This window comes from Rhodococcus sp. C-2 (assembly GCF_027854095.1).
Taxonomy (GTDB): Bacteria; Actinomycetota; Actinomycetes; order Mycobacteriales; family Mycobacteriaceae; genus Rhodococcus_F; species Rhodococcus_F qingshengii.
In genome coordinates this window covers 172,686-191,744 of sequence record NZ_JAQGFI010000010.1, presented here as the reverse complement: position 1 = coordinate 191,744, position 19,059 = coordinate 172,686, and the positions used below count along the sequence as shown (strand labels likewise).

General features: G+C 61.9%; 16 protein-coding genes. All 16 read right to left on the bottom strand.

What is annotated here, in order from left to right; all coding sequences use genetic code 11:
- Nucleotides 1-25: 25 nt before the first annotated feature.
- The gene (rpoB, locus tag PCS43_RS21925) at nucleotides 26-3,532 is read right to left on the bottom strand and encodes a DNA-directed RNA polymerase subunit beta (RefSeq protein WP_003942068.1); all 3,507 of its coding nucleotides are present in this window, start codon (nucleotides 3,530-3,532) and stop codon (nucleotides 26-28) included.
- A 439-nt stretch (nucleotides 3,533-3,971) separates the two neighbouring features.
- Complete coding sequence (locus tag PCS43_RS21920) at nucleotides 3,972-4,820, bottom strand: hypothetical protein (RefSeq protein WP_204856322.1); 849 nt, start codon at nucleotides 4,818-4,820, stop codon at nucleotides 3,972-3,974.
- Nucleotides 4,821-4,865: 45 nt separating this feature from the next.
- On the bottom strand, nucleotides 4,866-5,594 hold the full coding sequence (locus PCS43_RS21915; protein ID WP_204856321.1) for a hypothetical protein: 729 nt from the start codon (nucleotides 5,592-5,594) through the stop codon (nucleotides 4,866-4,868).
- Between the two features lie 99 nt (nucleotides 5,595-5,693).
- A complete protein-coding gene (locus PCS43_RS21910; protein WP_003942085.1) occupies nucleotides 5,694-6,941 on the bottom strand; it encodes an MCE family protein in 1,248 nt (415 codons plus the stop codon).
- Nucleotides 6,938-8,215 (bottom strand): MCE family protein, encoded by a 1,278-nt coding sequence (locus tag PCS43_RS21905; RefSeq protein WP_003941859.1) that lies wholly within the window; start codon nucleotides 8,213-8,215, stop codon nucleotides 6,938-6,940. The genes PCS43_RS21910 and PCS43_RS21905 overlap by 4 nt, the downstream gene beginning before the upstream one ends.
- Nucleotides 8,212-9,465: an MCE family protein gene (locus PCS43_RS21900; RefSeq protein WP_003941941.1), complete on the bottom strand. Its 1,254-nt coding sequence runs from the start codon at nucleotides 9,463-9,465 to the stop codon at nucleotides 8,212-8,214. Before PCS43_RS21900 ends, PCS43_RS21905 begins: the two co-directional genes overlap by 4 nt.
- Nucleotides 9,465-10,460 (bottom strand): MCE family protein, encoded by a 996-nt coding sequence (locus PCS43_RS21895; protein ID WP_003942053.1) that lies wholly within the window; start codon nucleotides 10,458-10,460, stop codon nucleotides 9,465-9,467. The genes PCS43_RS21900 and PCS43_RS21895 overlap by 1 nt, the downstream gene beginning before the upstream one ends.
- Nucleotides 10,457-11,536 (bottom strand): MCE family protein, encoded by a 1,080-nt coding sequence (locus PCS43_RS21890; RefSeq protein WP_003941932.1) that lies wholly within the window; start codon nucleotides 11,534-11,536, stop codon nucleotides 10,457-10,459. The genes PCS43_RS21895 and PCS43_RS21890 overlap by 4 nt, the downstream gene beginning before the upstream one ends.
- A complete protein-coding gene (locus PCS43_RS21885) occupies nucleotides 11,533-12,894 on the bottom strand; it encodes an MCE family protein (RefSeq protein ID WP_003942007.1) in 1,362 nt (453 codons plus the stop codon). The genes PCS43_RS21890 and PCS43_RS21885 overlap by 4 nt, the downstream gene beginning before the upstream one ends.
- Nucleotides 12,891-13,751, bottom strand: coding sequence for an MlaE family ABC transporter permease (locus PCS43_RS21880; protein ID WP_003941894.1), 861 nt, complete (start codon nucleotides 13,749-13,751; stop codon nucleotides 12,891-12,893). Before PCS43_RS21880 ends, PCS43_RS21885 begins: the two co-directional genes overlap by 4 nt.
- Nucleotides 13,752-13,756: 5 nt before the next feature.
- Complete coding sequence (locus PCS43_RS21875; protein ID WP_003942038.1) at nucleotides 13,757-14,551, bottom strand: MlaE family ABC transporter permease; 795 nt, start codon at nucleotides 14,549-14,551, stop codon at nucleotides 13,757-13,759.
- 9 nt (nucleotides 14,552-14,560) lie between these two features.
- The gene (locus PCS43_RS21870; protein WP_007728450.1) at nucleotides 14,561-15,682 is read right to left on the bottom strand and encodes an ABC transporter ATP-binding protein; all 1,122 of its coding nucleotides are present in this window, start codon (nucleotides 15,680-15,682) and stop codon (nucleotides 14,561-14,563) included.
- 259 nt (nucleotides 15,683-15,941) lie between these two features.
- The gene (gene rplL / locus PCS43_RS21865) at nucleotides 15,942-16,328 is read right to left on the bottom strand and encodes a 50S ribosomal protein L7/L12 (RefSeq protein WP_003941857.1); all 387 of its coding nucleotides are present in this window, start codon (nucleotides 16,326-16,328) and stop codon (nucleotides 15,942-15,944) included.
- A 78-nt stretch (nucleotides 16,329-16,406) separates the two neighbouring features.
- A complete protein-coding gene (gene rplJ / locus PCS43_RS21860) occupies nucleotides 16,407-16,991 on the bottom strand; it encodes a 50S ribosomal protein L10 (RefSeq protein ID WP_003942074.1) in 585 nt (194 codons plus the stop codon).
- Nucleotides 16,992-17,410: 419 nt separating this feature from the next.
- Nucleotides 17,411-18,103, bottom strand: coding sequence for a hypothetical protein (locus PCS43_RS21855; protein ID WP_042453090.1), 693 nt, complete (start codon nucleotides 18,101-18,103; stop codon nucleotides 17,411-17,413).
- Nucleotides 18,104-18,237: 134 nt separating this feature from the next.
- On the bottom strand, nucleotides 18,238-18,957 hold the full coding sequence (gene rplA / locus PCS43_RS21850) for a 50S ribosomal protein L1 (RefSeq protein ID WP_003941982.1): 720 nt from the start codon (nucleotides 18,955-18,957) through the stop codon (nucleotides 18,238-18,240).
- Nucleotides 18,958-19,059 lie beyond the last annotated feature (102 nt).

Genomic DNA, 19,059 nt, shown 5'->3' with positions numbered 1-19,059 from the left:
TCAAGAGCAACCCGGGGACCGAAACCTAGTTCGCGAGGTCGTCGACCGTCGCAGCTTCGTTCCTGGACAGGTTGATGCCCAGGTTCGCTGCGGCCCGCTCCAAGTCCTCGTCGTCGCCGTCCGCCATCGTGATGGCCGCGCCGTCCGAGGACAGCACCTCCACGTTGAGGCAGAGCGACTGGAGCTCCTTGAGGAGCACCTTGAACGACTCGGGGATGCCGGGTTCGGGGATGTTCTCGCCCTTGACGATGGCTTCGTACACCTTGACTCGACCGACCACGTCGTCAGACTTGATGGTCAGCAGTTCCTGCAGCGTGTAAGCCGCGCCGTAGGCCTGCATCGCCCAGCACTCCATCTCACCGAAGCGCTGGCCACCGAACTGGGCCTTACCACCGAGAGGCTGCTGCGTGATCATCGAGTACGGACCGGTCGAACGAGCGTGGATCTTGTCGTCGACCAAGTGGTGCAGCTTGATGATGTACATGTAACCGACCGAGACCGGGTACGGGAACGGCTCGCCGGAGCGGCCGTCGAACAAGGTGGCCTTTCCGTCGGGTCCGACCATCTGCTCGCCGTCACGGTTCGGCAGCGTCGCGCCGAGGAGACCGGTGAGCTCGTCTTCCTTCGCACCGTCGAACACCGGGGTGGCGATGTTCGAGTCGGCCGGAGCGGACAGCATCTCTTCCGGCAGGGTCGCAGCCCAGTCGGGACGAGAGCCGTCGGACGCGATCTGAACGTTCCAGCCGGTCTTGCCGATCCACCCGAGGTGGGTCTCCAAGACCTGACCGATGTTCATACGACGCGGGACGCCGTGCGTGTTCAAGATGATGTCGACAGGCGTGCCGTCCGAGAGGAACGGCATGTCTTCCTGCGGCAGGATCTTGCCGATGACGCCCTTGTTACCGTGGCGGCCGGCGAGCTTGTCACCGTCCTGGATCTTGCGCTTCTGTGCCACGTAGACGCGGACCAGCTCGTTGACACCGGGAGGCAGATCGTCGTCTTCGTCACGCGAGAACACGCGGATTCCGATGACCTTGCCGGTCTCACCGTGAGGAACCTTGAGGGACGTGTCACGAACCTCGCGAGCCTTCTCACCGAAGATGGCGCGAAGGAGGCGCTCTTCGGGGGTCAGCTCGGTCTCGCCCTTCGGCGTGACCTTTCCGACCAGCACGTCGCCGTCACGAACCTCGGCACCGATACGGATGATGCCGCGCTCGTCGAGGTCGGCGAGGACCTCGTCGGAGACGTTCGGGATGTCGCGAGTGATTTCCTCGGCACCGAGCTTGGTGTCGCGGGCATCGATCTCGTGCTCCTCGATGTGAATCGAGGTCAGGACGTCCTCTTCCACGAGACGCTGCGACAGAATGATCGCGTCCTCGTAGTTGTGGCCTTCCCACGGCATGATCGCGACGAGCAAGTTCTTGCCCAGCGCCATCTCACCGTTCTCGGTGCAAGGGCCGTCGGCCAGGACCTGGCCGGCCTCGACACGCTGTCCCTCGTCCACGATCGGACGCTGGTTGGCGCACGTGCCCTGGTTGGAACGCGCGAACTTGCGCATCCGGTACGTCTTGCGGCTTCCGTCGTCAGCCATCACCGTGACGTAGTCCGCGGAGATCTCCTCCACGACACCGGTCTTCTCGGTGATGATGACGTCGCCGGCATCCACAGCTGCACGCAGCTCCATGCCGGTACCGACGAGAGGTGCCTCGCTGCGAACCAGCGGGACAGCCTGACGCTGCATGTTCGCGCCCATCAGGGCACGGTTTGCATCGTCGTGCTCGAGGAACGGAATCATCGCGGTTGCGACGGACACCATCTGACGCGGCGAAACGTCCATGTAGTCGATGTCGGAGGACGCGACGAACTCGACCTCGCCACCCTTACGGCGGACGAGAATCTTCGAGTCGGTGAAGCGACCCTCGCGGTCGATGGCCGAGTTGGCCTGCGCGACTACGTGGCGGTCTTCTTCGTCAGCGGTCAGGTAGTCGACCTCGTCGGTCACCTGTCCGTCGACGACGCGACGGTACGGGGTCTCGATGAAACCGAACGGGTTGACGCGGGCGTAGACCGACAGCGAACCGATCAGGCCGATGTTCGGGCCTTCCGGGGTCTCGATCGGGCACATGCGGCCGTAGTGCGACGGGTGAACGTCGCGAACCTCGAGGCCGGCGCGCTCACGGGACAGACCACCCGGGCCGAGGGCGGACAGACGACGCTTGTGCGTCAGCCCCGACAGCGGGTTGTTCTGGTCCATGAACTGCGACAGCTGGGAGGTTCCGAAGAACTCCCTGATCGCAGCGACGACGGGACGGATGTTGATCAGCGTCTGAGGCGTGATTGCCTCGACGTCCTGTGTGGTCATGCGCTCACGAACCACACGCTCCATGCGGGACAGGCCCACGCGGATCTGGTTCTGGATGAGCTCGCCGACGGTACGCAGACGACGGTTGCCGAAGTGGTCGATGTCGTCGACCTCGACGGGAACCTCGACGCCGCCCGGAGCCGTCATCGAGGTGTCACCTGCGTGCAGACGCACGAGGTACTCGACGGTGGCGACGATGTCTTCTTCGGTGAGCGTGGATGCAACGATCGGCTGACCCGCGTTCAGGCCGAGCTTCTTGTTGATCTTGTAACGACCCACGCGAGCGAGGTCGTAGCGCTTGTCCTTGAAGAACAGGTTCTCCAGCAGGGTCTGCGCGCTCTCCTTGGTGGGGGGCTCGCCCGGACGCAGCTTGCGGTAGATGTCGAGCAACGCCTCATCGGTGCCGGCGGTGTTGTCCTTCTCCAGCGTGGCCATGAGGATCTCGGAGAAGCCGAAGCGCTCCGTGATCTGCTCGGTGGTCCAGCCGAGTGCCTTGAGCAGGACGGTGACAGGCTGACGACGCTTGCGGTCGATACGGACACCAACGGTGTCGCGCTTGTCGACGTCGAACTCGAGCCATGCGCCGCGACCCGGGATCACCTTGACGCTGTGCAGATCCTTCTCGGTGCTCTTGTCGACGCTCATGTCGAAGTACACACCGGGGGAACGCACGAGCTGCGAGACGACCACACGCTCGGTGCCGTTGATGATGAAGGTGCCCTTGTCGGTCATCATCGGGAAATCTCCCATGAAGACCGTCTGGCTCTTGATCTCACCAGTGTTGTTGTTGATGAACTCCGCGGTGACGAACAACGGCGCCGCGTAGGTCATGTCCTTGTCTTTGCACTCGTCCGTCGAGGCCTTGACCTCGTCGAATCGAGGGTCGGAGAAGGACAGCGACATAGTGCCGTTGAAATCCTCGATCGGAGAAAGCTCCGCGAGGATGTCCTCGAGACCACCGGACACTGCATTGTCGCCGAGTGCCGCTGCTCGTTCACGCCAACTCTGCGCGCCGATCAGCCACTCGAACGAATCTGTCTGTACGTCAAGAAGCCCGGGAACTTCGAGGGGTTCGCGAACTTTCGCGAACGAAACCCTCTTCGGGGCTCCGGGGATTCCGGAAACTGCCTTGGTCTGGCTAGAGACTGCCAAGATGCGTCCTTCCAGCACCTCACGCGGGCCGCTCCGTGCTGTTGCGACCGCCGCTGTATCTGCTTCGAATTTCGCTGGTTACAACCCGAACGAAACCCGTCGCAGAAAGCAAGAAGTACTTGACTTCGCAGCGGTTGAGACGAGGGGTGGACAGGAGGCAGCCAGCGCAACGTCCAAAAGTACACCCTTACTCTGGAAATGTCGAGTCGGGTGTAACTGAGGGTCGAATTCAGATACTGACGTGAGACTGCCGATCACTCGTCCGTGCATGTTCACCGATCAGAGTGGACCTTGCGGACCGCTCCGTCAAGGGCGAGAGCGCGTGTCGCAGCATTCGAACATTCGTGACGCGCATTCGAACACTGCCACCGGGAGTGTAGCCAGCAACGGCGTCACATACGAAAAATCTGGACCGACATCGTGCGTCGATCCAGATCTTCGCGCTGGTGCGCAGGTGCTACTGGTCGCGAATCTCCGAGATCAGCCAGTTTCCGTCCTGCTTCTCCAGACTCACGATGACCATTCCGGAGCGAGAGTCTGCCGCCACGCCGTTCTGCGTCGAGCTGACGTTCAGTTGGGCGAGCAACTGTGCTCGGTCCTTCTCGAGCCGTGTGATCCCGATCAGCGGGACATCAGCGGTCGTTGCCGTCTGGGTTTGTTCGACGCCGGCCTTCTGCGTGTCCTTGTACTGCGTCAGCTGATCGCGCATCGACTGGTTCAAGCCCTGGACACCCTTGTCGAAATCGGCGTCGAACGTGTCGGGAGAGAACGTGAAGACTGCAGCCAACGCCGACGGCGTCACACGAAGAACCTCAGCCGTGGCGCCTTCGTCCACCCAGGCGATGTCGTCCGTCTTCGCGCCGACTTTGAAGATGGCGATGCCGGCGAGGATCGCGACGATGACCGCTGCGGCCCCCAGGATCGCGACCAGGCGCCAACCGGCCTTGGATTGTGTAGGTGTTGTCGCCGACTCCCCCGCGCCCGTCTCCGGGGTAGCAGGGGCCTTGGGCTCGTCTGCGACGGTTTTCGCCGGTTTGGTCAGATCGGGGCCTGGTGTGGATTCCGGAGCGTCGGTTTCCGTCTTCGGCGGCTCGATTTCTCCGGACTCGGCCTTCGTGAGCGTCGGCTTCGCAACCTCCGGCTTCACAGCCTCCTGTGTTTCTTCTTCCGGCTGTTCGATCGTGGGCTCGACCGGATCCGAATCGGACGTCCCCGCGGGGACGTTGAGCGAGCGAGCGCTTCCCGCGATCTTCGGCCGACGGTTCTGCGGGGAGGACGGTCCGCCGGTACGACGTTTGGGTGGCATTACGCGCTTCTCCTTCGAGGGATGTCGGTGTGCAGGTTCGACGAACTACTGGCCACCGGAATCACCACCCTCGGTTGTCGGTGCGGGAGCACCGGAGGCAGGTGCCTCGGTCCCCGAACCGGGTGCGGGCGTTGCGTCAGGAGCAGGCGTGGAGCCGTCGGTGGCCGGCAGGGTGCCGGAGCCGAGATCGAGCCGAGAGCCGATCGGATCAGCCGACTGAGCCTTCCAGACCCCGTCGACCTCGACCATGCCCAGCCGCATGCCGAGCTGATTCTTGACGAACTGGTTGCCCTGGGTCGTGGTGACTCGAACGACGACCAGTGCCGTGGCGGTCCGGTCATCGGTATTGAGCTCGGTCAGCGCGGACTGAACGACTTCGGTGTCAGCCTTCGAGCCCGAGTTACGCAACTCGTCGGTGATGGAATCCTGAACGGTCTGCAGATACGTCGTCATCTCGTCACCGGTCACCGAAGAACGCATGTTCTCGATCGACTGGTCGAGATTGGCCGAATCCGCGTTGTTGAGGTTGATCGCGACTTGCTGCGCACCGATAAGCGCGTCGTCACGCATCTCGGCGGTGGTGCGGTCGGTGGTGAGCGCCCGAACGTACGGGACGCCGAACACACCGAGCACAACCACGGCCGCCAGAAGCAGGACACCGACCGCAATCAGAGACGCTGTCAGCCCCTTCGGTCTACCGGTTGTCGGCGCTCCCGATTCGACTTGCTCGGGCCCGCCGGACTGCGGGGAACTGTTTCTCTGAATCACACTCACTACCCTACTTACCTGTTTTGCCCAGCCTCTGGCCGCGAATCGTCAACTGCCACAACTCAGTAGCCTGAACTGCACAAACTCGACCACATTCGGATCGGTCTACTTCGGTGTCACTCCGAGCAACGGCGCCAACTGCGTCGCGATCGGGTTGAGGTTCAACTTGTCCGGATCGACCTTCGGCTTGAAGTCCCAAGGCTGGATCGTGTCGGGATCGGCGTACACCACGCGGTTGGCACTGCGGACGCCCGTCTCGCTGCCCAGCGGCGTCTCACACGACGCGGCGGTGTTGAGCGGGAAGTCCTGCTGGGTGTCGTCGAAATTGGGATTCTGACGCTTCATCTCGTCCAGGATCGCCATGGTGCCTTCGTAACCCACCGTGCACGAGAGCGGATTGTTGGTCTCCAGCACCAAGCCCTGATGGACCGTTCCGTCGCCGGGAGCAACCGTCGGTGCGGCAGCGGCCAGGCCGGGAAGGAAGATCAGGAACGGCTGCAGCGCGATCGTTCGCGGCGCAAGCGTCTTGGTGGTCGCGGCAAGATTGGTCAGGTCAGTCGTCAGGCTCGGGCCCGCCTCGTTGATGAGAGCACCGATCTGATCGCTGGCCGGGATGCCGTTGTCGATCAAGCGACGGATGTCCGGATCACTGGTCCGCAACTGCGCCGTGACAGCATCGAGATCGGTACTGAACTGCTTGATCGCGGAGGACTGATCCGACTGCGTCGTCAATACCGTCTCACTGTTCCGAATCAGCGCGAGCGTCTGAGGCAGAGTGTCGAGCCCGGACTGCGAGAGGCCGGACAGCGAATCGGCCAGGACCTGAATGTCCTCGCCCTTGCCGTTGAACGCTGCACCGAGTTCGACGGCGACGGTGTGGAGCGCGTCGACGGGCACGGACTTGACCAAGCCGTTGGCACTGGTCAGCACATCCTCGATCGGGATCGGAGTTGTGGTGTCCCCCACCGCGATCACCGAGCCGTCCTCGAGAAACGGTCCCTGGTCGGTATCGGGCTGAAGGTCGACGTACTGCTCACCGATGGCGGAGCGGTTGGCCACGACGGCACGGGCCGACGCGGGAATCTCCGGAGCACTGTTGTCGATCTTCAGGTCGACCTGAATTCCGTCCTCGGTCAACGACATGTCGCCCACTCGCCCGACCGGCACGCCGCGATACGTCACCTCGGCGTTGGTGAAAATTCCACCGGACGTGGCCAATTCGGTCTTGACCGTGTACTGACCGAACCCCATGAGGTTGTCCAGGCGCACGTACTTGGCGCCGACGTAGATGAGACCCAGGAGCGCAACCACGACAAAGCCGACGAGCTGCCATCTGACCAGAGCTGATCTCACTGTCCATCACCGCCGATTCCGAACTGTTCCAGCATTCCCTGGATGGGGTTGAGTGGGTTCGCCGCGGGCGCCGGCGTTGCCGGGTCACCCGCTGTTGTGGCGGGAAGGCCGGCGACAACGGGAACCTGCGGCAGGATCGGAGCGATCGGCAGCAGTGACACTGTCGGCCACCCCGGTCGCGGCCCGTTGCCGTTGTAGTACGGGTTGGAGGGGTCGACCACCGGCTTGGGATTGCCGAACTTGGGCTGGCGGTATTCCGGTTCTCCCTGCCCGACACCGAGACCCGAGAGTGTATTGCCGATCTGCAGGTCGACACTCAGGAAGAGGTTGACGGAACCACCCTGTGCAATCTTCTCGACACCGTCCGGGAACGGGAACGTCGGAAGGAACGGAAGTGCCCCCACGAAGTCGTCACCGGAGTCTGCGAGCGCCTGCAGCGTCGGACGCAGAGCCTGAAGATCAGCGATCAGATCGTCCTTGGACTGTGTGAGGACGTCGGTTCCCACTGTTCCGAGTCGATCCACCTGAGCGAGCATCTGCGTCAGCTGCGGACGCTGCTCGTTGAGAACCTGTGTCGCAACGGGGAGTTCCTCGAGAATCTTCCCGATCTTCTCGTTCTGATCGTTGACGCGAGTCGAGAGCACATCCAGGCCGTCGAGGGCGCGTGTGATGTCGTCACGCTGCTCGTTGAGTCCACCGATGAGTGTGTTCGCCTGCTCCAGAAGACTTCTCGTCTTGCCTTCGCGACCGTCGAACGCGGCACCGAGTTCTTCGACGATGGGCTGCAACTGGCCCACACCGCCGCCGTTCAGCAGCAGCGACAATGCGCCGAGAACCTGCTCGATCTCCGTGGCGTGGCGAGTGCGATCCAGCGGAATGAGGTCACCGTCGGCCAGCTTCGCAGAGTCCGGTCCGGACGGCGGGGCCGACAGCTGGATGAACTTCTCGCCGAGCAGGTTGGTCTGCTCGACCGCGGCAATTGCGTTGGCGGGCAGATCAACCGACGAGTCGAGGATGATTCCGACGTCCGCGGTCCATCCGTCCGGTCCGACCGACACGTCGTCGACTCGACCGACGGGAACGCCGTCGACCTTCACAGCGGACTGCGGAACCAAGTCGAGCACGTCGTCGAACTGAATGGTCAAGTGCATCGGATCGGAACCCACATCAGGACCGCCGGGAAGCGGGACAGCGTAGATCCCCTCGGACGAGCAGGCGGTTGCCGAGATCAGGACGGCGCACAATCCGGCGCCGACTATCAATGAACGCTTCACTCGCCCTCCCCGTTTCCACTGGTCAGTCGCGGTGACACGACGCCGGGCACAGTGCCCGGAACTACCTGCATCTGTCGTTCGGAACCGGCAAGGATGCCGAAGGGAAGGTTCAGGCCTGCAGCCTGATTGGCTGCGTCGGTCATCGCAGCGACGTTTGCGCACTGGTCGATAGCCGGTTGCATCTGCCTTCCCAATGCCTCGAACCGCGGATCACCGGGCAACAGCTTGCCGAGGTCCATCAACTTGCAGAGCACGCCGGCCGGGTTCTGAAGATCAGGGAACGCCAGACGTGAAGCCAGCACACCTGATTCGGCGTCGTACGAGTTGACCAAGTTGGAGATCGCCAGCGGAAGCATGGTGAGCGTGTTGGCCAGTGCTTCCTTGTTGTTCGCCAATGTCTGTGTCGGTTCGACGAGACCTTCGGTTGTCTGGACCAGTTGATCGCGGTTGTCGGCCACGAACTTCGCGACGTCGCCGAGCGCAATCGAGAGCTGGTTCAGAGCGGCACCGAGATCGTCGCGCTCACCTGCCAGGAATCCGGTCAGGTCCGACAACTGCGTGTTGAACTGGCGCACCTGCTGATCGTTGGCCGCGAGAGCGCCCACAAAAGTATCCAGGTTCTTGATGGTGAGCGAGATGTTGTCACGCGAATCGTTGAGCGTCCGTGCGGCATCCGAGAGGTTGGTGATGCTGTCTCCCAACGCTTCACCGTTGCCCTCGAGGTTGGCCGCACCTGTCTCGACGAAATCGGACAGTGCTCCGTTCTTGTTGGCACCTTCAGGACCGAGAGCCGACGCGAGTTCGTCGATGCTGGAGTACAACTGGTCGACCTCGACGGGCGTCGCCGTCTTCTCGATCGGAATGACTGCACCGCTGGCCATCTTGTCGCCGCCGGTGAAGACCGGTGTCAGCTGGATGTAGCGGTCGGCAACCACCGACGGCGTGATCTGAGCGGCACTGGCACCCGCGGGAATGTCGATCCCACGATCGACACGCAGCTCGACCTTGACCTGATCTCCCTGGGGTTCGACGGATTCGACGGTGCCGACCTTGACACCGAGAACACGAACGTCGGAGCCGTCGTAGATACCCACCGACTTGTCGAAGTAGGCGGTGATCTTGGTGGTACCGGCGCGAGTGAACACCCACCACAGCGCGCCACCGATTACGAGTAACCCGATCAGAACAGCGGCGATGATCGCGACCGAGCGCTTCTTGGAGCCGCTTCCGGCTTCGGCAGTATCAGCCATCAGTTGCCTCCCAACGTACGAACGGGGTCACGGTAGCCCGGAATGTCCGGCAGACCCGGCGGAAGGAGGTTCACGACGACCTGGTCGAACCAACGGCCGTTGCCGACCACGTTGGCGTACAAGCGAATGAAGGGTTCGTAGAGCTTCAGTGCCTTGTCCAAGTTCTCGTTGTTGGCCTTCAAGATGTCGATGACGCCGTTGAGCTGCGTCAGCGCCGGCCCGATTGCCGCCTCGTTGTCACGAACGAGACCGGTGAGCTGCTGAGAGACGCGCTGAGTTCCGGTGAGCAGCTGCGAAATCGCTTGCTGGCGATTGTTGAGTTCCTGCACCAAAAGTCCGCCGTCACGGATCAGCTGGGTGAATTCCTTGTTGCGGTCAGCAAGAATCTGCGACGTCTTCCCGGTGGCGGCGAAGAGCTTCTGCAAGTCCTGATCGCGGCTCGCGATCGTCTGCGACAGCCGACTGACACCGTCGAGCGAAGCGCGGACATCGCCAGGTGTCTCGGAGAATGCCTGGGACAACGTCTCCATGCTCTTCGCCAACTGGTCGGTGTCGATGTCGCCGACGGTGTCCGCCGCGGCCGAGAAGGCCTGAACGACGTCGTACGGAGAGGTGGTGCGCTCGAGCGGAATCCGATCCTTGGGATCGAGGTTGTCGGTTCCGCGCGGATCTAGGGCGAGGTACTTCTGTCCCAGAATGGTCTTGATCTGAATGGACGCAGAGGTTTGATCTCCCACCCACGCGTCACTGACCTTGAAGTCGACGAGAACACGGTCACCGTCGAGATCGACGGAAGTGACCTTGCCGACCTTCACGCCGGCGATACGAACCTCGTTACCAGGCTTGAGACCCGCGGCTTCGGAGAATTCGGCGGAGTAGGACGAGCCTGCTCCCACGAACGGAAGCGAATCGAGGAAGAACGCGGACAAAGTGGCCAGCAGCACCACGAAGATACCGATGGCTCCGGCCATTGCCGGACTGCGACGTTTACTCATCGACCTTGCAACTCCCTCATACCGTCTTGAGTGCATCGCGTGGCCGCGTTGGTGTAAATCGGCTGATTGACCGTCGGCAGGCCGGTGGGCAGATTCAGCGAGGCAGACTGTCCTGGACCGGCAACGATGTCGATTCCGCACAGATAGAACTGGAACCAGGAACCGTAGCTCGCTACGCGTGCGAGCTTCTCGAGCTTGACCGGCAAGGTCTCGAGCACCGCGTTGACGTCGTCACTCCGACGATTGAGTGTGGTCGCCAGCGTGTTGAGTGCCGTGATCGAGCCCTGAATCGACGGCCGCGTCGGCTCGAGCAGGTCTGCCGTCGCGTCGGTCAGGCCGGCGAGTGAGGTGACGGCCGAACCGACCACTCCACGCTCGTTGGCCAACCCGGTGACGAGTTGCTGGGTGTTGACGATCAGTGAATCGAGGTTCTTGTCGTTCGCGTTGACGGTGTCGAGAACGTCGTTGAGGTTCTTGATCACCGCGCCGATGACCGCGTCCTTGTCCGCGACGGTGTTGGTCAGGCTCGCGGTGTTGCGCACGAGCTCACTGATGGTGCCCGATTCGCCTTGGAAGACCTGGATGATCTGGTACGACAGCTTGTTGACGTCGTCCGCGCTCAGGGTGGTGAACAGCGGCTTGAAGCCGTTGAAGAGTGTCGTGAGGTTGACTGCCGGGCGCGTCTGAGACAGCGGCAGGGTATCGCCGCCGGTGATCTTCTTGCCTTGGCTGCCTTCACCCTGCGAGAGCGAGATGTACCGCTGCCCCACCAGGTTGCGGAACCGGATGGTGGCGATGGAACTGGCCGGCAACCAATCACGGTCGGATACCGAGAACTGGACCTCGGCCTGGTTGTCGTTGACGATGGCAATCTTCTCGACCTGGCCGACACGAACACCGGCAATGCGAACCTCGTCGCCCTCGTTCAACGAAGTGACGTCGGAGAAGACGGCGTTGAACTTGGTGCCGCCACCGCCGCCGAGATTGGCGATACTGGCTGCCAGCAGTCCTGTCGCCAGGACCGTCACCACAACGAAGATGATGAGCTTTGTCAGCGGAGCTGCGAGTCCTCTCATTGGACGCTCACCTCCGCACCTGCGAATGCCGGAGCGCTGACCATCGTGGTCCACGCCGGAACATCGTCCGGCGCAACACCGTTGGCCTGTCCGTAGATCACCTTCAACGTATCCTCTTCGAGTTTCGAGCCCGCGTAGCCGGCCTGCTGAGCCGGACCGCTGTTGTTGGTCGAGAACAACTGAGGTCCGGAGCCCTCGGGTGCAGGCAGGAATTCCATGGTGGCGGGACCTGGATTGCGGGAAGGAACCTGGTAGGAACCGTCACCGTACGAACCGCCGGGGTACTGCGGGAACGGACGACCGGGCTCGGTGACGTTGTCGTAGCAAACCGGGCCGCGGTTGTCGACGAGCCGTGGCTCGTCCTGGTTGGGCAGGTAGCGACCCTTGGGGTTCACGATCTGAATACTCGCACGCACACCAGGATTGGGCGCGTCGGTGGACAGGATCTTGGCAGCTTCCGGAGCGGTGTCCGAGAAGCCCTTGAACGTGCACCCGAAGGTCGGAGAGTACTGGGCCAGAAGCTGGAGAGCTTCCTTCGAATCCGCAGCGAGCGTGATGATCGAGGACGAGTTCGCTTCGAGGAAGGCTGCGGTGTCCGACGATGTCACGGTGAGCGACGCCAGCAGTGTCCGCAACTGGTCCTGCTTCTGCACCACCGTGTTACCCGTGGTCCGCAGATTGTCGAGAGCGTTGATCAGATCGGGCGCAGCGTCCGAGTACGTCTGGGAGAAGTCCGCGAACTTGCGCAGATCCTCTTGCACCGCGGGCAGTTCGGTATTGACGCCGCGGAAGATCTCCTCGAGACGATCGACCGTCAGACCGAGCTCGGCGCCGCGTCCCGTCAGACCCTGCGCGAGAGAACCGAGAGTGTTCGCCAGATCCTGCGGCGGAATCGCCTGCAGAAGTGGGAGCAGTCCGTCCAGAACGTCGCCGACCTCGACAGCATTGCCGCTCTTGTCCTGGTGGATCACCGTTCCCGCGGAAATCGGGGTCGCGGTGGTTCCCTCCGGAATGATCAGGGAGACGTAGCGCTCACCGAAAAGCGTCTTCGGGAGCAGACGCGCCGTGACGTTGGACGGAATGAGATCAGCCTTGTCCGGCTCGATCGCGAGGACCGAGGTGACCTGGCCGTCTTTCGTCGACGCGGATCGCACCTCGCCGACCAGCAGCCCACGGACCTTGACGTCCGCGTTGGGTGGCAACGCATTTCCGACTGTGTCGGTCACGAGGTCGATCTTCACGACGTCCTTGAACGTCTTGTTGAAGGTTCCGATGGTGAAGGCCAGGAACAATGCCAACACCACGAAGAACACGAGTCCGAGGACACGGCGGCGCAGGACTGACGGAGCCTCGATCATCCGGCCACCCTCACTGTCGTCGTGGTGCCCCAGATTGCGAGGCTGAGGAAGAAGTCGAGAACGGCGATCGTCACGATTGCGGCGCGAACAGCGCGGCCGACGGCCACACCGACACCTGCGGGACCACCTGAGGCATGGAACCCGTAGTAGCAGTGGATCAGGATCAGCACGAAGGCGAATACCAGGACTTTCGCAAACGAATACAGCACGTCCTGCGGTGGCAGGAACAGGTTGAAGTAGTGGTCGTAGGAACCCGTCGACTGCCCGTTGAAGACCGTGCTGATCACTCTCGAGGCGAGGTACGCCGCGAGTAGACCCACGATGTACAGCGGAATGACGGCGACGAAGCCGGCGATCATGCGCGTCGTGACCAGGAACGGCACCGACGGAACTGCCATGACCTCGAGCGCGTCGATCTCTTCGGAGATTCGCATGGCACCGAGTTGGGCGGTGAAGCCACAACCAACCGTGGCCGAGAGCGCAAGAGCCGCAACGATCGGAGCGATCTCACGGGTGTTGACGTATGCGGAGAGGAAGCCGGTCAGGACCGAGCTACCCAACTGCTCCAGAGCGGCGAAGCCCTGGAGGCCGACGACGACACCCGTGAATCCGGACATCATCGCGATGACGCCGATGGTTCCGCCGATCACTGCGAGCGCACCGCTACCGAAGGTCACTTCGGCGAGTAGTCGAAGCGTCTCCTTCCGGTACCGATGCAGGGTGCGCGGGGTCCACGCGATGGCGCGCGCGTAGAACGACATCTGCTCGCCCGCGCGGTCCAACGCGTTCACTGGAATTCTGGCTACTTTGCGACTCTTCAGCAGGAACTGATCGCCGCGGCCTCGTGCGATGGTCATTTAGGTCAAGATCCCTTCGCCGGCACGATCTGGAGGTACACCATCGTCAGAATCAGATTGGCGAAGAACAACAGCAGGAACGTGATGACGACAGCCTGGTTCACCGCCTCACCGACGCCCTTCGGGCCACCGGACGGGTGGAGTCCCTTGTACGCGGAGATCACACCAGCGATGACACCGAACACCGCGGCTTTGATCTCACCGCTCCAAATGTCCGGTAGCTGCGCAAAAGCTGAGAACGACGAGATGTAGGCACCGGGGTTACCGCCCTGCAGGATCACGTTGAAGAAGTAACCACCCGCGATACCGACGACGGACACCAGTCCGTTGAGCAGAACAGCGATCAGCACCATCGCGAGGACACGCGGAACCACCAGGCGCTGAATCGGATTGATTCCGAGGACTTCCATCGCGTCGATCTCTTCACGGATGGTTCGAGAACCGAGATCGGCCGTCACGGCCGATCCGGCCGCACCGGCGACCAGCAACGCTGTCACCAGGGGGCTACCCTGCTGGATCACCGCCAGGACGCTGGCAGCGCCAGTGAACGATTCTGCACCCAACTGCTTGATCAGCGAACCGGTCTGCAGTGAGACGACGGCGCCGAAAGGGATGGCTACCAATGCCGTCGGCAAAATTGTCACGCTGGCGATGAACCAGGCCTGCTCGATGAACTCACGGAACTGAAATGGACGCCGGAACGTATTCCTGACGACGTCGACAAACAGTTCGACGATGTTTCCGGCCTGAGTTAATGCTCCGTTGACCGGACTCAGAACCGAGTTGCGGGTAACCCCCATCCGATATGCCTACCCTTGCCCGTGTGTCGTGTTTCCGTAGGGATCGCCCTCGTATGCAGGAATGACCTGCGTGTCTTGCGAGTTGTCGTTCCACTCCCCCTGATAGCCGCTCGCTTCGGCGTACTGGGGATCGTACTGCCCAGTTCCGTCAACCTCGTCGAGGCTGTCCTGAATCGCCGCCTGTGCGTTAGCTGGGAGGGTGTGCATGATCTGACGGACGCGCTCCTGGCGACGACGAACAGCCTGACGCTCCGGGTTTCCGGGGGTGGCCTTCATCTGCGGCACGATGCCCTCGACGTCGTCGACACCACCGGCGTGGTGACCGGCATCGACGAGCGCCTGCTCGTGCGCCATCTGAGCCTCGTCCTTCTCCTCCGACATACCGATCGGACCGATCATCGTTCCGTTGAGGAACTGCTTGACGACGGGCTCGTCCGAGGTGAGCAGCACCTCGCGAGGACCGAACATCACCAACTGACGACGGAAGAGCATGCCGATGTTGTCCGGCACCGTGCGTGCGAGGTTGATGTTGTGCGAGACGATCAGAATCGTCGCGTCCGACTGGGCGTTGATGTCGATCAGCGTTTGGCTGATGTACGTCGTACGCACCGGATCCAGACCGGAGTCGGGCTCGTCGACGAGGATGATCTCGGGATCGAGAACGAGTGCACGCGCCAGACCGGCACGCTTGCGCATACCGCCGGAGATCTCACCGGGAAGCTTGTCCTCGGCGCCGACCAGACCCGTGAGGTCCAACTTCTCCATCACGATCTTGCGGATATCGGATTCCGACTTCTTGGTGTGCTCACGAAGCGGGAAGGCGATGTTGTCGTACAAGTTCATCGAGCCGAACAGTGCGCCGTCCTGGAAGAGAACGCCGAACAGCTTGCGGATCTCGTAGAGCTCCTTGGAGGAGCACTGCAGGATGTCCGTGCCGTCGATGACGATGGAGCCTTGTTCAGGGCGGAGCAGTCCGATCAGGGACTTCAGGAACACCGACTTACCGGTACCCGAAGGCCCGAGCAGTGCGCTGACCTCACCCGCGGGAAGTGTCAACGACACGTCCTGCCAAATCCTCTGCGACCCGAAAGACTTTGTCAGTCCTTGTACCGCTACCTCGACTCCCACCATTACCTCCGCGACGTCCGTTGCATGCATGCACCCGTGTGGGTTGGGTCACTCTATCGCATGGGAGTGGTACCCGTGACTGCGAATACTACTAACGAGTAGGGAAGAAGCATAATTCAGATCACAGCCTAGTTCGGACACCCCTCCCACCTGCATGAATTCCGGCATATCACCCGCGAAAAAAGTTCAAAAAAAGAGGGCCACTCCCCGTGGGGAGTGGCCCTCTTCGTTACTACTCGCGAAGAGCAGCGGGAAAACCGTCTTACTTGATGACGATCTTTGCGCCGGCAGCTTCGAGCTTTTCCTTGGCAGCCTCTGCGGCGTCCTTGGCAACCTTCTCGAGGATGGCCTTCGGAGCGCTCTCGACGAGATCCTTGGCTTCCTTCAGGCCGAGGCCGGAAACGACCTCACGGACGACCTTGATGACCTGGATCTTCTTGTCGCCAGCCGACTCGAGGACGACGTCGAACTCGTCCTGCTCTTCAGCAGCTTCTGCGCCGGCAGCCGGTGCGCCTGCAGCGGCGACGGCGACGGGAGCAGCAGCGGTGACCTCGAAGGTCTCCTCGAATGCCTTAACGAACTCCGAGAGCTCGAGGAGGGTGAGCTCCTTGAACTGGTCCAACAACTCTTCGGTGCTGAGCTTCGCCATTGTGGCGGTCCTTCCTGTAAGTCCCATGTCGCTGATCCGCGACCGGGCGGGGTTATAGCAGTGATGCGCGGGTGCGGATCAGCTTTCGGCTTCGGCCTCGGCCGGAGCCTCGGTGGCAGCCTCTGCGGGGGCCTCTGCGGCTCCGCCTTCTGCAGCCTTCTTCTCCTGCAGGGCAGCGGCCAGACGGGCCATCTGCGAAGCGGGAGCATTGAACAGGCCTGCGGCCTTCGCCAAGTTGCCCTTCATCGCGCCGGCAAGCTTTGCCAACAGGATTTCGCGGGATTCGAGATCCGCGATCTTGTTGACCTCTTCCACGGACAGCGCAGCGCCGTCCATGTAGCCGCCCTTGATGATGAGCGCCTTGTTGTCCTTAGCGAAGTTCTTCAGAGCCTTCGCAGCGTCGACCGGTTCGCCCTTGATGAATGCAATGGCGGTCGGACCAACGAACAGGTCATCAAGGCCCTCGATGCCAGCCTCTGCGGCGGCACGCTTGACCAGGGTGTTCTTGGCGACGGAGTAGGTGGCACCTTCTCCGAGAGCGCGTCGCAGTGTCGTGATGTTGCCAACCGAAAGGCCACGGTATTCCGTGACCACAGCGGCGGTCGAACCCTTGAACTGCTCGGTGATTTCCGCAACTGCGGAAACCTTCTCAGGCTTTGCCATACTTCGCCTCCTCTCGTGACAGTCGTTGTCCCACTCAGGAACCGCTGCACCTCATCGGGGTGAACCCGAGAAGACACAGTCCGCGACATGCAAAACGCCCCGGCGCAAGCGCACGGGGCGTACAGAGGAAACATGAAGAAGAGGCTTACGAATCAGCGTAACGATGCAAAGCGAGGCAGTGCATAACCAAGCAAACTGTAGAACCACTACATCAAGCTATCCCCCTACCTCGTTCACCTACGTGGGCCGCCGGGCACTCCCGGACTTTCAACCACACCCATCACTGAGTGCAATCACCAACGGTCTTGGGTAGAACATGATTTTGGGGTGAAGTTCATATCCAGCACTGAACTCCGCCTCGAAGACTACCTGACTGCTCGCTGCACAACCAAATCGGGTTCGTCACGCACCCGATTCCTTCAAGCACCGATAGCCCTGGCGATCTTGTGTTCGATTGCTGCCCGAGCTCGGTCCGGCAACACCAGCAGTCCATCGAGTTCCTTGTGGGCCTTCCGGTACGCACTCTGACGTTCCTGTGGCGTCGCGCCCTCGTCCATGGCCAGTCGCAGCAGACGTTGCGCCCGTACCAGGCGCTCCTGTTCGTCGAGGGTGAATCCGCTCCGTCGGCGGCGCTTCGCCTCAGCTTCCGCGATTTCGAAGGCGATCGAGTAAGCGTGCACCGCCTCGCGGTACTCGGTTTGTGCCTGCTGGTTGCCGATCATCGTCTCCGGATTGCCTGGGCGAAGCAGATCGGCACGATATTTGGCTCGATGAAAATCGGCGGTCAAAGGCTCGCGCATGTCCGTCATCATCGGGGTGTCGAGCAGTGTGACCGGATCGAGCTCATACGAGAACCATCGGGCGTCGACCGCATCGTGCTGCTCGATTGCCTTGGCCAGCTCTCGGCGCTGTGTTTCTTCGTCGGCGTGATGTTGTGCGTTGGCCTGCGCGATGGCGACCTTGGTCTGCTGCTTGAGCCGGAAGCGCTCTTGCCGGCGCTCGATCCGCCTTTCGTTGGCAACCGCGACACCCTTCAGCGCCCCACCGATGGTGCCGCCGAAAACGAAGATCAGCCACCAAAAGTTTCCGAGGAACTGGAACGCTTCGTGCATACCCCGATGATGCCACCGTTAGATCGATACCACCGATGGACCGATACCACCGGCAGGGATCACCCTCTCCCGAAACGACAAGAAGGCCGGCAGGGAGTGATCCCTGCCGGCCTTCTTGTTCGTATGCGGACTGCTTACGCGTCTGCAGCATCCTCGAGGAGGTTGCGAGTACGGTTCGGATCCACCGGGATGCCCGGACCGGTGGTGGTCGAGACCGTGATCTTCTTCACGTAGCGACCCTTGGCCGACGAGGGCTTCGCACGCAGGATCTCGTCCAGGGCTGCGCCGTAGTTCTCCACCAGCTTCTCATCGTCGAACGATGCCTTGCCGATGACGAAGTGCAGGTTGGCCTGCTTGTCGACGCGGAAGTTGATCTTTCCGCCCTTGATGTCGTTGACAGCCTTGGTGACATCCGCCGTGACGGTGCCCGTCTTCGGGTTCGGCATCAGGCCACGGGGTCCGAGGACACGGGCGATGCGGCCGACCTTGGCCATCTGATCAGGAGTCGCGATTGCGGCGTCGAAATCGACCCATCCACCCTGGATGCGCTCGATCAGGTCTTCTGCACCGACTACGTCAGCGCCTGCAGCCTCGGCTTCTGCTGCCTTCTCGCCAACAGCGAACACGATGACGCGAGCGGTCTTACCGGTTCCGTGGGGCAGGTTGACCGTTCCGCGGACCATCTGGTCAGCCTTACGGGGGTCGACGCCCAGACGAACTGCAACCTCAACGGTTGCATCCATCTTGGTGGACGACGTCTCCTTGGCGAGCTTTGCAGCCTGAAGCGGGCTGTAGAGCTTGTCTGCGTCGATCTTCTCAGCGGCGGCGAGGTACGCCTTGCTGCGCTTTGCCATTTGTTCTGTCCTTACTTGTCACTGCAGCGAATTACCTGTGCAGTGGTGAATGGTTCAGTTGTGGTCGGGGCCTGGCCGGCCCTCCCACGTAATGCTGTGGAG